Origin of the sequence: Flavobacterium gillisiae (assembly GCF_900107635.1) — a bacterium.
GTDB classification, from domain to species: Bacteria; Bacteroidota; Bacteroidia; order Flavobacteriales; family Flavobacteriaceae; genus Flavobacterium; species Flavobacterium gillisiae.
In genome coordinates this window covers 222,744-239,533 of the sequence record NZ_FNRD01000007.1, presented here as the reverse complement: position 1 = coordinate 239,533, position 16,790 = coordinate 222,744, and the positions used below count along the sequence as shown (strand labels likewise).

At 34.5% G+C, this 16,790-nt stretch carries 14 protein-coding genes; 11 read left to right on the top strand and 3 right to left on the bottom strand.

Going from position 1 to position 16,790, the window contains the following annotated elements; all coding sequences use genetic code 11:
• Positions 1 to 133 precede the first annotated feature (133 nt).
• Together BLV35_RS11550 and BLV35_RS11545 are read left to right on the top strand one after the other, a co-directional pair.
• Positions 134 to 1,132, top strand: a complete 999-nt coding sequence (locus BLV35_RS11550; protein ID WP_091089983.1) for a DUF2157 domain-containing protein — start codon at positions 134 to 136, stop codon at positions 1,130 to 1,132.
• Positions 1,116 to 2,276: a hypothetical protein gene (locus BLV35_RS11545; protein ID WP_091089979.1), complete on the top strand. Its 1,161-nt coding sequence runs from the start codon at positions 1,116 to 1,118 to the stop codon at positions 2,274 to 2,276. Before BLV35_RS11550 ends, BLV35_RS11545 begins: the two co-directional genes overlap by 17 nt.
• 75 nt (positions 2,277 to 2,351) lie before the next feature.
• On the opposite strand, the gene ytxJ is transcribed toward BLV35_RS11545, so the two are convergent.
• Positions 2,352 to 2,744 (bottom strand): bacillithiol system redox-active protein YtxJ, encoded by a 393-nt coding sequence (gene ytxJ, locus BLV35_RS11540; RefSeq protein WP_091089976.1) that lies wholly within the window; start codon positions 2,742 to 2,744, stop codon positions 2,352 to 2,354.
• 144 nt (positions 2,745 to 2,888) lie between these two features.
• Between ytxJ and clpB the strand changes: the two genes are divergently transcribed.
• Together clpB and BLV35_RS11530 are read left to right on the top strand one after the other, a co-directional pair.
• Complete coding sequence (gene clpB, locus BLV35_RS11535; protein ID WP_091089972.1) at positions 2,889 to 5,495, top strand: ATP-dependent chaperone ClpB; 2,607 nt, start codon at positions 2,889 to 2,891, stop codon at positions 5,493 to 5,495.
• A 335-nt stretch (positions 5,496 to 5,830) separates the two neighbouring features.
• Complete coding sequence (locus tag BLV35_RS11530; RefSeq protein ID WP_091089969.1) at positions 5,831 to 6,385, top strand: toxin-antitoxin system YwqK family antitoxin; 555 nt, start codon at positions 5,831 to 5,833, stop codon at positions 6,383 to 6,385.
• A gap of 1,303 nt (positions 6,386 to 7,688) precedes the next feature.
• Here BLV35_RS11530 and BLV35_RS11525 read toward each other — a convergent pair.
• Positions 7,689 to 7,988 (bottom strand): hypothetical protein, encoded by a 300-nt coding sequence (locus tag BLV35_RS11525; protein WP_091089966.1) that lies wholly within the window; start codon positions 7,986 to 7,988, stop codon positions 7,689 to 7,691.
• A gap of 393 nt (positions 7,989 to 8,381) precedes the next feature.
• Between BLV35_RS11525 and BLV35_RS11520 the strand changes: the two genes are divergently transcribed.
• From BLV35_RS11520 to BLV35_RS11490, 6 genes are all read left to right on the top strand, one after another.
• The gene (locus tag BLV35_RS11520; protein ID WP_245712052.1) at positions 8,382 to 8,753 is read left to right on the top strand and encodes a nuclear transport factor 2 family protein; all 372 of its coding nucleotides are present in this window, start codon (positions 8,382 to 8,384) and stop codon (positions 8,751 to 8,753) included.
• Positions 8,754 to 9,235: 482 nt separating this feature from the next.
• Positions 9,236 to 10,033, top strand: a complete 798-nt coding sequence (locus BLV35_RS11515; protein WP_091089958.1) for a DUF1853 family protein — start codon at positions 9,236 to 9,238, stop codon at positions 10,031 to 10,033.
• Positions 10,034 to 10,079: 46 nt separating this feature from the next.
• Positions 10,080 to 10,532 carry a Gmad2 immunoglobulin-like domain-containing protein gene (locus BLV35_RS11510; RefSeq protein WP_091089953.1) on the top strand — a complete coding sequence of 151 codons (453 nt, stop codon included), beginning with the start codon at positions 10,080 to 10,082 and terminating at the stop codon, positions 10,530 to 10,532.
• A 570-nt stretch (positions 10,533 to 11,102) separates the two neighbouring features.
• On the top strand, positions 11,103 to 11,450 hold the full coding sequence (locus BLV35_RS11505) for a DoxX family protein (protein ID WP_091089950.1): 348 nt from the start codon (positions 11,103 to 11,105) through the stop codon (positions 11,448 to 11,450).
• Positions 11,450 to 11,785, top strand: a complete 336-nt coding sequence (locus BLV35_RS11500; protein ID WP_091089947.1) for a DoxX family protein — start codon at positions 11,450 to 11,452, stop codon at positions 11,783 to 11,785. The genes BLV35_RS11505 and BLV35_RS11500 overlap by 1 nt, the downstream gene beginning before the upstream one ends.
• 500 nt (positions 11,786 to 12,285) lie before the next feature.
• Positions 12,286 to 14,700, top strand: coding sequence for a PAS domain-containing hybrid sensor histidine kinase/response regulator (locus tag BLV35_RS11490; RefSeq protein ID WP_091089941.1), 2,415 nt, complete (start codon positions 12,286 to 12,288; stop codon positions 14,698 to 14,700).
• Positions 14,701 to 14,808: 108 nt separating this feature from the next.
• Here the strand turns inward: BLV35_RS11490 and BLV35_RS11485 are convergent, their stop codons facing one another.
• Complete coding sequence (locus BLV35_RS11485) at positions 14,809 to 15,528, bottom strand: DUF2059 domain-containing protein (RefSeq protein WP_091089938.1); 720 nt, start codon at positions 15,526 to 15,528, stop codon at positions 14,809 to 14,811.
• 189 nt (positions 15,529 to 15,717) lie between these two features.
• Between BLV35_RS11485 and BLV35_RS11480 the strand changes: the two genes are divergently transcribed.
• Positions 15,718 to 16,650 carry an NAD-dependent epimerase/dehydratase family protein gene (locus BLV35_RS11480; RefSeq protein WP_091089934.1) on the top strand — a complete coding sequence of 311 codons (933 nt, stop codon included), beginning with the start codon at positions 15,718 to 15,720 and terminating at the stop codon, positions 16,648 to 16,650.
• Positions 16,651 to 16,790: the final 140 nt, after the last annotated feature.

Here is a 16,790-nt window from a genome sequence, read left to right as displayed (position 1 = left end):
TTGCTAACTATTTTATTAATCCATTCCTTAAAACGAATGGATTTTTTTTGAATTCTGTCAAACGATAAAAAGTCCTACAAATAATCAACAAAGAATACATATATTTGAATAGTAGCTATTTTAAAATAACACTATGATACATATGGAAGAACAAGCAACTCAAGCTCTTTTTGATAAAAAACTAATAACAGATACCCAATTCAAACAAGTTAAAGCGTATCGAAGTTTGGAAATTTTCTCACTAAACACCGAGTTGAAACTGTTTCTATACCTTTCTGTTTTGTCTTTTACGACAGGGATTGGGATTTTAATTTATCAAAATATTGATACGATTGGTCATATTGCTATCTTATCTATATTATTAATTGTAACTATTGTTTGTTATTATTTCAGTTTTAAAAGTAGCACTGGATTTCAGAAAGGAGAAACTAGTTTTGAGAATCCCATATTTGACTACCTTATTCTTGCGGCTGTTCTTTTGACTTGTATTTTTATAGGCTATTTGCAATTTCAATACACCACTTTTGGAACCCACTATGGATTAGCTACTTTAGTTCCCACAGTAATCGGACTCTTTTGTGCCTACTATTTTGATAACAAAAGTATTTTATCCATTGCAATCACTGGTCTAGCCGCATACATTGGTTTAACAGTTAGTCCGCAGTCGCTACTTAATAATAATTTCTACGAAACAAACACCTTAAGTTATTCCGCAATTGGCTTAGGAGTTGTACTCGTTCTTTGGTCTATTTATAGTAACCAGATTGCATTAAAAAAACATTTCACTTTAGTGTATTTGACTTTTGGCTTACACCTTATAAGTATTTCCTGTGTCAATAATTTATTTGAACCATACTGGTCAGTATTCGCAGTTATTTTAGCTGCTGCCTTATATTATTTTTATATATCCAGTTACAAAATCAAATCTGTTTCTCTTTTTATTTTCACTATCATTTATGCCTATATTGGAGTTAATATCTTATTATTCAAAGCCATTCAATTTCTAAATATTGATGATTTTTTAATTGCTTTCTCCTTTTTTATCCCCTTTTATTTGATCGTTTCTATAATCCTATTTATCGGCCTTATTAAAAAATTCAATAAAAATAGCAACGATGATAGTATACGATAAAGTGGAGTTAGAGAATTTAACTCTAGTCGAAGAAGCACATTCTTTAAAAGAAGCTAGCTTCATAGATAGTGAACAATATAAAGGGATTTCTAGACAACTAACAATTCCTAAAAGTAGTAACAACCTATTAATCAGACTGGCTTTTTTCATATTGGGAAGTTTTTTGTATTCCTCTATTTGTGGTTTCTTAACTTTAATTAGCGAAAATGCAATAGGTGAAAATTTTAAAGTTATTGTATTTCTATATGCGACCATTGGTTTTGCAGGAGCAGAAGTCTTAACCCGTCTAAAATTTTATGGACACGGATTAGATGATGCCTTTATATGGGGCAGTCAATTTACTTTGGCTGTAGCCATAGGACTTTTAACAGATGGAAACGAAATCATAATTGCTTCTATTATCACGCTAACCGCATGCTGCAGCTATCTCCGTTATTTACATCTTGCCATGGCATTATTATTTTGTTTAGCCCTAACAGCTACACTAACCTACGCGATGTTTGAATTGGGTAGCATCGGAAAAACCGTTTTGCCTTTTGTAATGATGATTTTTGCGGTAGCAATCTATTTTATTAGTAAAACAACACTACCAAAGATAACAAACCCATTTTACTACAAAGGAATTTCTTTAGCGAATAATTTCAGCCTTATTCTCTTTTATCTTTCCGGAAATTATCTAGTGGTGCGTGAACTTTCAGTTCTTCTGCTTGGTGCGGCCATTGCTCCAAATACTGATATTCGGTTTGCATTCTTCTTTTACGGTTTTACCTTTGTAGTGCCCTTATTTTATTTAATTTATTCGATATTAAAAAAAGATAGAATAATGCTTTGGATTGGGTTCTTAGCACTTGGTTTTTCTATTTATACCATCCGATTTTATTATGCTATTTTACCTATTGAAATTGCATTAACCCTTGGCGGAGTAGTACTCTTTGGAATTACTTACTTCATAATAAAAAAACTAAAAGACAAAGAAACTGGAGTGACTTTTATGCCTGATCGTTTAACAAAAACAAATGCTTTTTCGAATGCCGAAATACTGATTTCTTCTCAACTAGGATTAAAACCAGAAATTACAACCAAGTCAAATTTAGAATTTGGCGGAGGTGAATTTAGTGGTGGTGGTTCAAGCGGAGAATTTTAAAATAAAAAGCCACGAATTCACTAATCAAATTATTAATTAGTGAATTCGTGGCCTGCTTTTTATCTTTTTTTAGAACTATACTTTCCCCTTCAACGCTTCAGCATCGATATCGCTGTGGGAAACATCATAAACTGCTTTTCCACCCTTAATCAGCAACAATTGAGGCGATTGATGCATCACACCAAAACGTGAAGCTATGTCGTTAGAAATATCACGATGCGCTATCAAATCTAAAAAATAAGGTGTAACTTTATCTGAGAGATCAAACTCATTTTCAAATTGTTTCAAAGCCATTCTACTAATACTACAGCGTGTGCTGTGTTTGAAAATAACCACTGGTTTTTCATTAGAAAGTGAAACAATCTCATTTAGCTGCTCCAAATCAGTTAAAGCATTCCAATTCATTTTAGGTGTCGATTCATTTTGGTCCTCAGAAGACCCACCAAAGATATTTTTAAAAAAACTCATATTTTGTCTGTAATTAAGTCATTTTGACTTGGTTATATGATAAAAATCATGTTTTAAATGCCATATTGTCTGTACTATTGTAATGGAATATAAATTGATTATCAAGTTGCAAAGTTACCATAATAACTCCAAAATTAAAAAACCATGAACATAAATAAATTTACCATAAAATCACAAGAAGCTATTCAGCATTCACAACAACTTGCTCAAGGCTTTGGTCAACAACAAATAGAAAACGAACATTTATTCAAATCCATGCTTGAAGTGGACGAAAATGTGACTCCTTTTATTTTGAAAAAGCTAAATGTAAATGTGCCTTTATTTATCCAAATTTTAGATAGCACCATACAAAGTTTCCCCAAGGTAACCGGAGGCGAAGTAATGCTTTCTAGAACGGCAAACTCTACCTTGAACGAAGCAGAAATCATTGCTAAAAAAATGAACGATGAATTCGTTTCAATCGAACATTTAGTTTTGGCTATTTTTAATTCGAAAAGTAAAGCCGCCCAAATATTAAAAGACCAAGGCGTAACCGAAAAGGGCTTGAAAGCAGCTATCGACGAATTGCGAAAAGGAGAAAGAGTGACTTCCGCTTCTGCCGAAGAAACCTATAATTCTTTAAATAAATATGCCAAAAATCTTAACGAACTAGCCAAGGCAGGCAAATTAGATCCTGTTATTGGTCGCGACGAAGAGATTAGAAGAGTACTCCAAATATTAACCCGTCGTACAAAAAATAACCCAATGCTTGTGGGAGAACCTGGCGTGGGTAAAACTGCCATTGCCGAAGGTTTAGCACATCGAATTGTGGACGGTGATGTTCCAGATAACTTGAAAGACAAAATCGTATTCTCGCTAGATATGGGTGCCTTAATTGCAGGAGCCAAATACAAAGGAGAATTTGAAGAACGACTTAAAGCCGTGGTGAAGGAAGTTACCGCTGCCGAAGGAGATATTGTTTTATTCATTGATGAGATTCATACACTTGTAGGCGCTGGAGGTGGCGAAGGTGCAATGGATGCCGCAAACATTCTGAAACCAGCTTTGGCTCGTGGAGAACTGCGCGCTATTGGTGCAACCACATTAGACGAATACCAAAAATATTTCGAAAAAGACAAAGCGCTCGAAAGACGTTTCCAGAAAATAATTATCGAAGAACCAGATACGGAAAGTGCGATTTCAATCTTGCGTGGTATCAAGGAAAAATATGAAACACACCACAAAGTACAGATAAAAGATGAGGCGATTATTGCTGCAGTCGAATTATCTCAACGTTATATTACCAACCGATTTCTTCCGGACAAAGCCATTGATTTAATGGACGAAGCCGCTTCAAAAATACGTATGGAAATCAATTCAAAACCCGAAGAACTCGATGTTTTGGATCGAAAAGTAATGCAACTCGAAATCGAAATTGAAGCCATTAAAAGAGAGAAAGACGAAAGCAAACTTAAAATTTTAGGAATGGATTTAGCCAATCTTAAAGAAGAGCGAAATGAAATTTATGCCAAATGGAAATCGGAGAAAGATGTTGTCGATAATGTACAAGCAATAAAAACAGAAATTGAAGATTATAAATACGAAGCTGAAAGAGCAGAACGTGAAGGAGATTATGGTAAAGTAGCCGAAATTCGTTACGGAAAAATCAAAGAAGCCCAAGAGCGTCTCGAAGTTTTACATAAGGAGCTAGTCGAAAATCAAGCTGGCGGAAGCTCTCTAATAAAAGAAGAAGTGACTCGCGAGGATATTGCCGAAGTAGTAGCTAAATGGACTGGAATTCCAGTTATGAAAATGCTACAAGGAGAACGCGAAAAATTATTGCATCTCGAAGCCGAATTGCACCAGCGCGTCGTAGGTCAGGAAGAAGCGATTGAAGCCGTAAGTGATGCCGTACGCAGAAGCCGCGCCGGATTACAAGACATGAAAAAACCCGTGGGAACCTTTCTTTTCCTTGGAACTACTGGTGTGGGTAAAACCGAGTTGGCAAAAGCATTGGCAGAATACCTCTTTGACGATGAAAATGCCATGACCCGTATCGACATGAGCGAATACCAGGAACGCCATAGCGTGAGCCGTTTAGTGGGTGCGCCTCCAGGATATGTAGGCTATGACGAAGGCGGTCAATTGACTGAGGCGGTGCGTAGAAAACCGTATTCTGTGATATTATTAGATGAGATCGAAAAAGCGCATCCCGATACATTTAACATCTTGTTGCAAGTATTAGACGAAGGTCGATTAACCGACAATAAAGGACGTCTAGCTGATTTTAAAAACACCATTATCATCATGACTTCTAATATGGGAAGCCAGATTATTCAGGAGAAATTTGAAAATCTAAAAGGCAGCATGGAAGAAGCTACAGAGGCAGCCAAAACAGAAGTACTGAGTTTATTGAAACAAACCGTTCGTCCAGAATTTATCAATCGTATCGATGAAATCGTAATGTTTACGCCTTTGAGTAGTGCTAACATCACCAAGATTGTTAGTTTACAACTGAAAAGTGTGACTAAAATGCTTGCATTGCAAGGAATTACCATGGATGCCACACCTGAAGCTATCGCGTATCTGGCCGAAAAAGGATATGATCCACAATTTGGAGCCCGACCGGTGAAACGTGTGATACAAAGAGACGTATTGAACAGCCTCTCTAAAGAAATTCTAGCCGGAAAAATCGCTACGGACAGTATCATACTGCTCGATGCGTTCAACGGGGAATTGGTTTTTAGAAACCAAACAGAGCTAGTAGAATAATTTATTATTTGTTATATTTTTTTGTAGTATTAAAACACCAGCCGCAAGGCTGGTGTTTTTTTTTACGCTGATTTTTAGGAGCGGGAGGAGTTGTTTTTATAAGGACGTTCCCTCCCGCTCTCGGCTATATCTCTACGTTGCACTTCGAGGATACCGCCTCGATCAGGGCTAAAGAGAGCGCATATTACATTTCAATAGTAATAAGGTTAATTAACAAGAAAAAAATGGCAACACTAGAAAAAACATCAAAAAAGAGGTGTATATTTGATGTTAATACAAGTTGGCAAGCATTATAAAATTAAACGTGGAAAAATTAAAAATTAATTAATTAATTAATGAAAAAAATTATTATCGTAATTCTTACGCCTTTATTACTAGTTTCTTGTAAAATGACAAAAGAAACTTATGACAGTGGCGAATTAAAAAAAATAGGGAGAACATCAAGTGATTTAAAAAATGGAAAATGGAAATTTTACCATAAAAACGGAACGATATTTCAAAAAGGGAAATATCTAAATGGAGCAGAAATAGGTGTTTGGGAAATTTTTCACGAAAATGGCAAATTGCATCAGATCGGTAAATTTAATAATGGAAAACAAGACGGAGAGTGGAAATTTTTCTACGAAAACGGAAATAAAGAAGGAATTGGAAAATTAGATAATGGAAAATTGATTGGGCAATGGAATTGGTATCACACTAATGGAAAAATTTATACTGAAAGATTATACACTGATGGAAAACTAATGAATATAATTAATTGTTTTGATGGTAATGGAAAGAAATTAGATAAAGGCACTCTAAAAGATGGAAATGGAATACTAAATGTTTATGATTTAGAAGGGAATTTATTAGAAGTTCAAAACTTTAAAGATGGTAAATATAAAAAATAACGATTTGCCAATCGAGTAGACGGCTCCGCCCCTAATGGAACGGAGTGCGCCTCTCACACCACCGAGCGTACGGGTCATCCCGATAAAAATCGGGACAGGCTGTACTCGGCGGTTCGCAAAGAGATGGACTAAGTGAGATGTAAACATCAGTCAATGATTGATACCCTTTTTGTTTTAAGCGTTTCAAAGTGATGGTAGACCCCAAGATTGGACTCTACTCAATATTTATTAAAATTTTGGTCTTCGTGATGTGCTTCGCAGTTGAGCAATCGCCCAACCCCTTACGTGCTAATGATTCGGGTTTTCAATCCGCTCATGACTTGTCCCGATTTCTCGGGAAGGGACTTACACCCTCTGGAAAAATATCAGACTGTAGGATTTGTTTTCTAATTCAAAATGTGTAATTTCGAATCGAGAACAAACGATTTACAATCTGCTTCCTGCTCATGCAGGGCACACCCCGATCGCTCGGATTTATCATCTATCGTTAGCGCAGAATTTTATTCTGTGCCCACAAAGATTAGTTCTGGTATTATTTTGATTATAATTCAAAAAGTTTAAGTTGAAAATACTTAGTGTGATTGCTTTCCCGAAAAATCGGGACAGGCTGTTCCTCGCAATGACGTGGTTTGTATAAATTATTTATAAATCTTTGCGAATCTCTGCGCATGCTCAGTGTTTCTTTGCGAAATAAGAATTTCCGTCGCAATGACGAGGTTTGTAGAAATTATTTATAAGCCCATCTGGTGCTCGTTTGCAACGAGTACCTACTTTCATTATAAACGAAATCGTAGCATTTCTAATGCGGTTCACATAGTAATAATAACTTACTGCTCTAAATTGAGGAAGTAGAGTTCGTAGAGATTCTTTCAGAATGACAAACGGAGTTGCGTTTGATTGCGAATTTTTTGTGAAACAAGATTCCTCGGATTTATCTATAATCGTTAGCTCAGAATTGTATTCTGTGCCCACAAAGATTAGTTCTGGTATTATTTTGATTATAATTCAAAAGGTTTAAGTTGAAAACCTCTTAGTGTGATTGCTTTCCCGAAAAATCGGGACAGGCTGTTCCTCGCAAAGACGTGGTTTGCGGAAATTCTTTATAAATCTTTGCGAATCTCTGCGCCTGCTCAGTGTTTCTTTGCGAAATAAGAATTTCCATCGCAATGACGCGGTTTGCGGAAATTCTTTATAAATCTTTGCGAATCTCTGGATATCCTTTGTATTTCTTTGCGAAACAAGAATTATCGTGTAGATGATATATAAATTTCTCCATCGTCAGAACTGAAAACTAAAATTCTTATTAGAGACCGATTTGTAGAAGCTCTATCTTTAAAATTCTATTAATTGGGATTCCAACACCTTTCTTTAAAACTACACTTTCATCTGTTACTGCCCAAACTGTAGTTTCTACCATTTTTTTTGACACTCCATCTTCAAAGTAAATTTGAATTTTTGAATGTTCTAAATTTCCTAGAGAAAGTGCTCTCTCTAATGCGTTTTTTCTTTCTTTAATAGCACTATCTTCTTCTAATACTTCAGAATGTGGAAATTTTAAAGTTTCTATCTTTTCTTTCTCGATAATTTCAAAATCTATAGTCATAATTATTTAATTTGAGTTAATAAATAGTCCCATTGCTTTGATACACTGTCAACCTATAATTGACGATAGTTTAACAAATATAATTACATTTTGCATCTCGTTAACTTTTGTTATTAGTAATTTAACAAATCTTTAGTAACCAGCTCATTATCTTGATTTTATCTTAAAAATATGTGTTATATTTGAATAAAATATAGCAGCAATTATTTGACAGAATGAGATTGTGTTTAATTATAGAATGGAAAAAAAGTAAAATCATTTCGCTTGAACTTATGGAGTCTTTATAACAAATTATATCGATTTTCGAGTGACTTAAATATGAATTAGAAATACCTAAATGAATTAAAATCAAAAATCATGGAAAATAAACAAAACGTTGAGGTTATTGACAATGTGTACAAAGCTTTCGCGGCGGGAGATATGCCAACGGTTCTCGGGGCTATGCATCCTGATATCGTATGGAACGAAGCCGAAAGCAATGCTCTAGCGGATGGCAATCCATACATTGGTCCAGATGCTATCTTAAATGGTATTTTTGTACGTCTTGGCGCTAACCACGAGTATTTTAATTTGAAAGGTATCCAACTTCACAACATGAGTGATAATAAGGTTTTAGCAACCTTACGTTATGATGCTAAAGTAATTACTACAGGAAAGACCTACAATGCTCAAGCAGCACATTTATGGATTCTCAATGACGCCGGTAAAATTATGTCCTTTCAGCAATATGTAGATACTAAGAAGTTAGCAGACGCTGAAAAGTAATTTTAATAACACATTATTTGGCAACCAAAACCAGATGATTATTTTGGTTCTTCCCATGTGGTAAACATCGGAAAGGTGTAACAGAAATAATAATGTTGCATCTTAATGCAATTACCAAAATAATTTACCCGACCGTACTAATTTAACCACAGTCATTAGCAAAGAATTACTTTCTATGCTAACCAAGATTAGTACTGCTACTCTTTTAAATTATAATTCCAAAAGTTACGTAAAAATATACTTAGTGTGATTGCTTCGTCCCTCGCAATGACGCAGTTTGTATAAATCCTTGATTAACCTTTTAGAATCTCTGAGTATCCTTTGTATTTTTTTGCGATACAATAATTGCTGTGAGTATAATGAATAGATTTCTCCTCCGAATAAATGACAAACTCTTTAGAAATTCTTTTTAATTCTTAGCAAATCTCTGTGATACCTCTGCGTATCTTTGTGAAACAAACTACACTAACACCTACTATAAAATGAAAACGAAGTCAAGGATAGCATCAATAGTAAAAGCCAACAGTCTTGACTTTTCTATTACTGGTTTACAGACTTTTGATTTATCAGTATTAAACCTAGCAACTGATCTCGAATTTCAATTACCAACTAATGTAAGATTAGGCCATTTAGTAGAAAAAATTGTTTCTGAATTAATTAAGTCCTCTACCAACTACAAAGTGCTTTATGAAAATATTCAGATTATTGAAGACACGAAAACCATAGGTGAAATTGATTTTATTATTGAAGATGAAAACACAAAGCAGTTAATCCATATGGAGTTAGCTTATAAGTTTTATCTGTTTGACCCAAGTATCTCTCATAAACCAATAAATAACTGGATTGGCCCAAATAGGAATGATTCTTTGAAAGAGAAGTTAGAAAAATTAAAAACAAAACAATTTCCTTTACTATACGCTAATTGCACTAGATCAACGTTTGATACAATAGCAATCGACGAAGTTTCGCAAGCGCTCTGTTTATTAGTTTCCTTGTTTATTCCTTATCAATACAAAGGTAGTTTTAGCCCTATTTATCAAAAAGCCATAAAAGGCTATTATTTAAACATGGAAACATTTGTTAGCCTAGATAACTCCGCAAAAAACTATTATATACCTTCAAAAAAGGAATGGGGAATGGATCCATCAGAAAACGAAAATTGGACCGACTTTAATGGAATAGAAAAACACATTACCACTTGTATTAATGAAAAACAAGCTCCATTAATTTGGCAAAAACACAAAGATTCGTATTTAGAATTTTTTATAGTTTGGTGGTAGGGTAAATTGATTAGAAAAAAGAGAAACACCTTAAAAAAAGAAAACAATGAAAATAAAATCAACAATCTTGTTATTAGCCGTGCTTGTATTTGCATGCAACAAAAAAAATAGCGACGATACTAACAGGAATGAGAGCTCGACTTCGATTGATACAGTCCAAGTAACAAAGCCCATCGAACCCCAAAAACAAGTAGCGATAGCATTTTCAAATGAACATTTTCGACAAGTAACGGTAGAAAAAGTAGATGGAAATAAATTCCGTGTAAAAGGACAAGCTCAAGTGTGGGAAGCAAACATCAACTGGGTGATTGAGGATGGACATAACGAATTGAAAAGTGGTTTTACAACGACCGATGCCGGAGCACCAGAATGGGGCAACTTTGATTTCACAATTGATATTGAGAAAAAAGAGGAGTCTTTAACTTTAACTCTTATTCTGTTTGAAGAGAGCGCAAAAGACGGTAGCCGAAATCATGAATTACCTATACCACTAAACTAACTTCCCAATACTGGCGCAAGTATTATCACTAACAAAAGATTATCCTTGCTTCTAATTTACTGATACAGATAGATACTGCTGCTGTAGACATCGATACTATGATTGCTTTATTCCTCACAAAGACATGGTTTGTAGAAATCATTTAAAATCTTCATTAATCTCTGCTTTTTCTCTGTGTATCCTTTAGAAACATTTTTTCTATTTCGCTCTATTAAGTGTTACATTTAGAAAAACAGAAATAGTCCACTTTGCATACTCTACTCACTTGCAGTACCATTGTGTGTAAATTTGACGAGTAGATTTTGTGAAATCAAGAAGAATTAATGAAATTAACAATCATTTTTCGCAAGAAGTTTTATCTTAGTAGAATAATTGTAGTCATGGTACCCTCAAATGTGACCACAACTCATAGACGACGCGCCGATAGGAATAAACGAGAGAATATTTAATACTTAATTGAGTATAAAAGTTAATCATATTAGAAATTAAAAAGTGAAGACCAGAAATCACTCAAAATAACGGGGCAGAACCTGAAAAGCCAAATTAGTAAGGAAATTTAAAGGAACTAAAATGATAAATTTATCAGTGATTGCGCAACTAATTGTTGCTATTTCTGTTGTTATTGTATGGGTATTTCGTTTCGATAATATCGTGAAAGAATTTAAACAATATGGTCTGAGCGATTTGACGCGTACGATTGTTGGAGCCACTAAAATAGTATTAGCAACATTGCTTGTAACTGGAATCTGGTATCCTTCTCTGGTTTTAATTCCGTCACTTTTGATGGCTTTCCTGATGTTAAGTGCACAGTATTTTCACTTCAAAGTGAATAACCCTTGGCAAAAGCGTATACCTTCCTTGTTTCTTTTGCTACTAAGTCTTTATATTGCTGCCGCAACCCTTAATCTAATTGCCTAATGCGTTTACTAGAAGTTTTAATTCTTTTTTCGAGTCTCTCTTTTTTAGGTTATGGTGTAGCTTACTTTACAACTCCAAATATGAAAAGTGAATTTATCCGCTTTGGGTTGGCTAAGTTTGGAACACTTACGGCAATTTTAGAAATTGTGGGAGCTATAGGTTTACTAGTTGGCTTACTATACAACTCTATTTTACTAATATCCTCTGGAGGCTTAGCCTTATTAATGTTTTTTGGAGTAATAGTCAGGCTAAAAATTAAAGACGGTCTGTTAGCTTCGTCACCTGCCTTATTTTATTTTGGTTTAAATCTATATATTTTTTACGCATCAATGTAAAGTTTATTCGATCAATGATTCTATGCTTGTCCACTTGGCTTGTGTAAATTAAATTCCCGCATACTCAAAGGCTATTGTCAATTATAAAGTAAACATTTAATAAACTGGAGAGATATCTCTTGACTTGGTTCCAATGGTATTTTATAAGTTATTGCGATAGCTATCGAAACGATGAAATCAAGTGGTTTGCAGAAATTATTTATTAATCTTAGCGAATCTCTGGCTTTTCTCTGAGCAACCTTTTGGAACATATTTCCCATCTACTCCTAACACCTATTACTTATAAAAAAATAGTATATATTTGAATCGTGAAATAAACCTATAACGTACTCCAAGTCCCCCCAGACAAAGGCGATATGCTTTACCGCTTAGCGCATATATGCAAGTTGTTTGTATTCTATGAGCAAAGTGATAATGTTGAACTTTGTAGCTTCAAATCCACAAACAAAAGCAAAACAGCCAACCTTACACCATTGAGGAAAAAATAAACCGTCAAACAAATGGAAAATTCAAAAAATGAAAAAAGCAAATCAGCTCCCCTCGATCCGATTTTAATGGATTTAGCTGAAGCCAAATTTCAAAACCTCATATCGCAGGCGCCTGTTCTTATTGTTACCTATCACGGTCCTACTTTTATTATACAAACAGTTAATAAAACAGCCCTCAATATTTGGCGAAAGTCATATGATGAAATAATCAACAAGCCTCTTTTTGAAGTAGCTCCTGAATTAGAAAATAGCTTAACAACGATACTCACCGATATTTATACTTCAGGCGAACCTTATATTTCCTATGAAATCCCCGTTGAAATTAAACGAACAGGAAAACCAGACACGGCTTATTTCAATATGGTATATCAGCCCTTGCGTGATTTAGACAATCTAATTTACGGAATTATAGTAATAGGAACTGAAGTAACAGAAACTGTCAATGCCCGCAAACTAATTGAAGAAAACGAAAAGCGTTTCAGCAATATTCTTTCCCAATCACTTATGGCAATCGCCATCTTTGAAGGACCTGACTTGGTAGTAACTTTTGCAAATGAGCAAATGCTTAATGTGCTTGGAAAGGGAATTTCGGTGCTTAATAAACCCCTACTCGAGGGAGTACCGGAATTAAAAGATCAAGATTTCCCTCAATTACTAGCAGATGTATACACAACTGGAGTGGTGCACGAAGGATTTGAAACCAAAGCAATTCTTATTCGCGACGGAATTCCAGTAGATGCCTATTTTAATTTTATGTATCAGCCCTACCGCGATGTAGATGATAGCATAATGGGCATTACTGTCCTCGCAACCGTAGTAACCGAACAGGTGTTGGCCAAAAAACAAATTGAAAAAAACAATGTCGAAATAAATAAAATTGCACGTCATTTAAAATTGGCAACTGATTCAGCCAAAGTTGGCATTTGGTCCTTAGACCTTATTTCGTCAAAATTGGAGTGGTCTAACATGCATAAAGTAATGTGGGGATATGATGAAAATCGTGAAGACTTAACATACGAGCACTGGCATAAAGTAATAGTACCAGAAGACAAAGAAATGGCTTTACGAAAAGTAGAGGGAGCAAAGGTTTTTCCTGGTATGTATGAGGTAGATTACCGCATTAGCCGAGCAAATGACGGGGTTATTGTTTGGATAAAATCAACCGGGCTCTATCATTATGATAAATTTGGTATAGCGCATACGTTTACCGGAATAAGCATTGATATTTCAGAACAAAAAAGGATTGATGCAGAATTGACAGAAGCAAAGCAGAAAGCCGAAGCTGACAAAAAAATAGCTGATCATGCTGTTATGGCAAAACAACAATTTTTATCAAACATGAGTCATGAAATCCGGACACCAATGAATGCCATTATCGGTTTTACAAAAGTGTTGATGAAAACCGATTTGAATGAAAAGCAAAAAGAATATTTACAAGCCATAAAATCAAGTGGAGATACGTTAATCGTTCTTATTGACGATATACTTGATTTAGCAAAAGTAGATGCGGGAAAAATGATATTTATAAACGCGCCTTTTAAAATGTCACAGTCAATAACTACAATTCTTCATTTGTTTGAAACAAAAATTCAAGAAAAAAACTTGGAATTAGTTAAGGAATATGACTCCAGAATTCCAGAAATACTGCTGGGTGACTCGGTTCGTTTGCATCAAATTATGATCAACCTTTTGGGCAATGCAATAAAATTTACTGCAAAAGGTATAATAAATGTAAGCATTAATTTAGTGAGTGAAGAAGATGAAAATGTTACAGTTGAAATAAAGGTTACAGATTCAGGAATTGGGATTCCGGAAAATAAAATTGCATCCATTTTTGAAAACTTTGAACAAGCACATACTATCACTTCAAGTTTATATGGCGGTACCGGTTTAGGACTAGCTATTGTTAAACAATTGGTAGAAAAACAAGGAGGAACTATTTCAGTAAAAAGTAAAGTTGATGAAGGTTCTACTTTTAGTTTCACTTTAAGTTATCAAAAAAAACAACCCGATTCTGATAGCAATGTGGAAGAAGATAGAGAGTTAGAATTAGACAATGAAATTAAAAATATAAAAGTATTGGTGGTTGAAGATGTAAAACTCAATCAGTTATTGCTAAGAACAATATTGGATGATTTCAAATTTGCATGGGATATGGCTGATAACGGGAAAATAGCCATTGAAAAAATACAAACCAATGACTATGATATTATTCTAATGGACCTGCAAATGCCGATAATGAATGGATTTGAAACCACAGAATATATCCGTAATAAAATGAATTTGCAAACCCCAATCATTGCACTAACTGCCGATGTAACCACCGTTGATGTAGAAAAATGTAAATCCGTAGGTATGAACGATTATATTTCAAAACCGCTGGATGAAAAACTGTTATATACTAAGATTTTGGATCTAATAAAATAAACGCTGCCTAGTCCTAAAAATAGTCAAAGACTATATTATTTACCAATAAAAAACCAGTCTTAAAGACTGGTTTTCTTATAATCGAAAAAGCAAATTAATTACTTGCTTTTATAGCTCTGTAAAAATAGTAGAATCAAAAGTACTTTTTACTACTACATTTTTGGGTCCAACATCTTCATTAGGCCTATCAAAAGAAAGCAAGATATCACCCACTTTTTGATAGTTATTCCAAGGCTTCAAGAACTTTGGTTCGACATCATTAAAGTTTTTATAGTACGCCCATTGCTGTATTAAGTGATTTTCCTTATCGACATACAACCAGTATTTATTTTCAGGAGTTACACCTACAGCACTAAAGGTGAGTTGTAAAATATCTGCCGTTTTACCGTTTGGTAATTTGTCTGTTTTTACATAAGCAAGGGTTACTCCGGGGTCTTGTAATTTCCACGGCATTACTAACCAATACGAATCATTTATCCACCAGTTCTTTGCTTTTTCAAGTAATGGATTTGCTTTGGTTTCGTCAGTTACTAAATCTCCATTTTCATATACCTTCCCTTTTAGCGTATTGATATTTACTAAAATCACTTGTTTTGCTGTTGGATTCTCTACACGAACATTTCCAGTCCATTTATCCCATGAGAGTTTTCTATTCACAAAATCCCATTGGATAAAATGAGTATTATTATAATTATTTGCTCCGCCCATCGCAGTCAGCATTTCTTTTACGATTGCATCGGCTTTTTTATCCTTGGACTGCGCCAATACAGAAGTGCTAGTAAAAATTAGTGTAACGGCAATTAGAGCTCCCTTAAAAATAGTTTTCATAGACATTTATTTGATTAATTCTAAGAAACAAAAATAGTCGCTTTTTCTTCTGTTTTGAATTCTACTCTGATTATATAATCTTATATCTTCATTATTATTTCCTATTGCAACTTCATGCACCGAAATTTAACCTAGTAATTATTCCTACCTTAGCATTCGTACAAATACGAGATAAGAAAAAAACATAAGATGCAAACAATATTAGGAGCAAACGGAATAATAGGTGAAGAGTTAGCCCGTGAATTACGTAAAAACTATAAAGCCCAAATTAGATTAGTAGGACGTAATCCACAAAAAGTGCATCCAGACGATTTCCTTTTTAAGGCAGATTTACTCGATCCAGAAAGTGTTTTAAAAGCACTTGAAAACACGGAGATTTCATACCTAACAGTTGGACTTCCTTACGATTCTGAAATATGGCTTAGAGATTGGGAAATTGTAATGGAAAATGTAATTGCCGCTTGCAAAAATAACCACTGCAAACTCGTTTATTTTGACAATACCTACGCCTATCCGCAAGACAGCAAAATCCAAACCGAAGAAACACCTTTAAGTTCTGACGGAAAAAAAGGAATTGGAAAAAAACTGGCTGCTGAATTTTTATTAAAAGCCATTGCTAATAAAGAAATTGAAGCCGTTATCTGTAGAGCACCAGAGTTCTATGGTCCCGGTAAAACCAAAGGATTGACTAATAGTCTTATTTTCGAAAATCTTAAAAATGGCAAAGAACCTAAGGTGTTTTTAAAAGACACAGTGCTACGAACGTTAATCTTTACTCCTGATGCAAGCAAAGCCATGGCGTTAATCGGCAATACGACTGATGCTTATGGACAAACCTGGCACTTACCCTGTGACGACAATAGACTAACGTACAAGCAATTTATTGCAGAAATTGGAAGCCAATTAGGACGAGAAGTAAAGTATAAAGTACTACCCTGGATCATACTAAAAATAGGCTCTTTTTTTAACCATAATCTTAAAGAAACGCAGGAACTCCTTCCACGTTATGCGATTGATAATATCTTTGAATCCATAAAATTCAAAACTAGATTTCCAGATTTCGTAGTAACGACATACTCAGAGGGAATTAAAATAATCCTCAACGATTACGGCATAAAATAAACTGGCCCCTTTGATGTCATTAGTTCTGAATACATTTTTTTTTCAATTGTAGCTATAGCTAAACGCGAATAAATTATCCGAAATTTTCCATTCACCCCATTTTCTACTCTTTATAAAATTCACTATTTTTGCAGTCTAAA

Bases quoted from the DNA above. Each gene is read 5' to 3' on its own strand.
- BLV35_RS11485 (WP_091089938.1), bottom strand. From the start codon at position 15,528: ATGAAAACTATTTTTAAGGGAGCTCTAATTGCCGTTACACTAATTTTT.
- BLV35_RS11515 (WP_091089958.1), top strand. From the start codon at position 9,236: ATGAAAACGAAGTCAAGGATAGCATCAATAGTAAAAGCCAACAGTCTT.
- BLV35_RS11530 (WP_091089969.1), top strand. From the start codon at position 5,831: ATGAAAAAAATTATTATCGTAATTCTTACGCCTTTATTACTAGTTTCT.
- BLV35_RS11510 (WP_091089953.1), top strand. From the start codon at position 10,080: ATGAAAATAAAATCAACAATCTTGTTATTAGCCGTGCTTGTATTTGCA.
- BLV35_RS11545 (WP_091089979.1), top strand. From the start codon at position 1,116: ATGATAGTATACGATAAAGTGGAGTTAGAGAATTTAACTCTAGTCGAA.
- BLV35_RS11525 (WP_091089966.1), bottom strand. From the start codon at position 7,988: ATGACTATAGATTTTGAAATTATCGAGAAAGAAAAGATAGAAACTTTA.
- BLV35_RS11550 (WP_091089983.1), top strand. From the start codon at position 134: ATGATACATATGGAAGAACAAGCAACTCAAGCTCTTTTTGATAAAAAA.
- clpB (WP_091089972.1), top strand. From the start codon at position 2,889: ATGAACATAAATAAATTTACCATAAAATCACAAGAAGCTATTCAGCAT.
- BLV35_RS11490 (WP_091089941.1), top strand. From the start codon at position 12,286: ATGGAAAATTCAAAAAATGAAAAAAGCAAATCAGCTCCCCTCGATCCG.
- BLV35_RS11480 (WP_091089934.1), top strand. From the start codon at position 15,718: ATGCAAACAATATTAGGAGCAAACGGAATAATAGGTGAAGAGTTAGCC.
- ytxJ (WP_091089976.1), bottom strand. From the start codon at position 2,744: ATGAGTTTTTTTAAAAATATCTTTGGTGGGTCTTCTGAGGACCAAAAT.
- BLV35_RS11505 (WP_091089950.1), top strand. From the start codon at position 11,103: ATGATAAATTTATCAGTGATTGCGCAACTAATTGTTGCTATTTCTGTT.
- BLV35_RS11500 (WP_091089947.1), top strand. From the start codon at position 11,450: ATGCGTTTACTAGAAGTTTTAATTCTTTTTTCGAGTCTCTCTTTTTTA.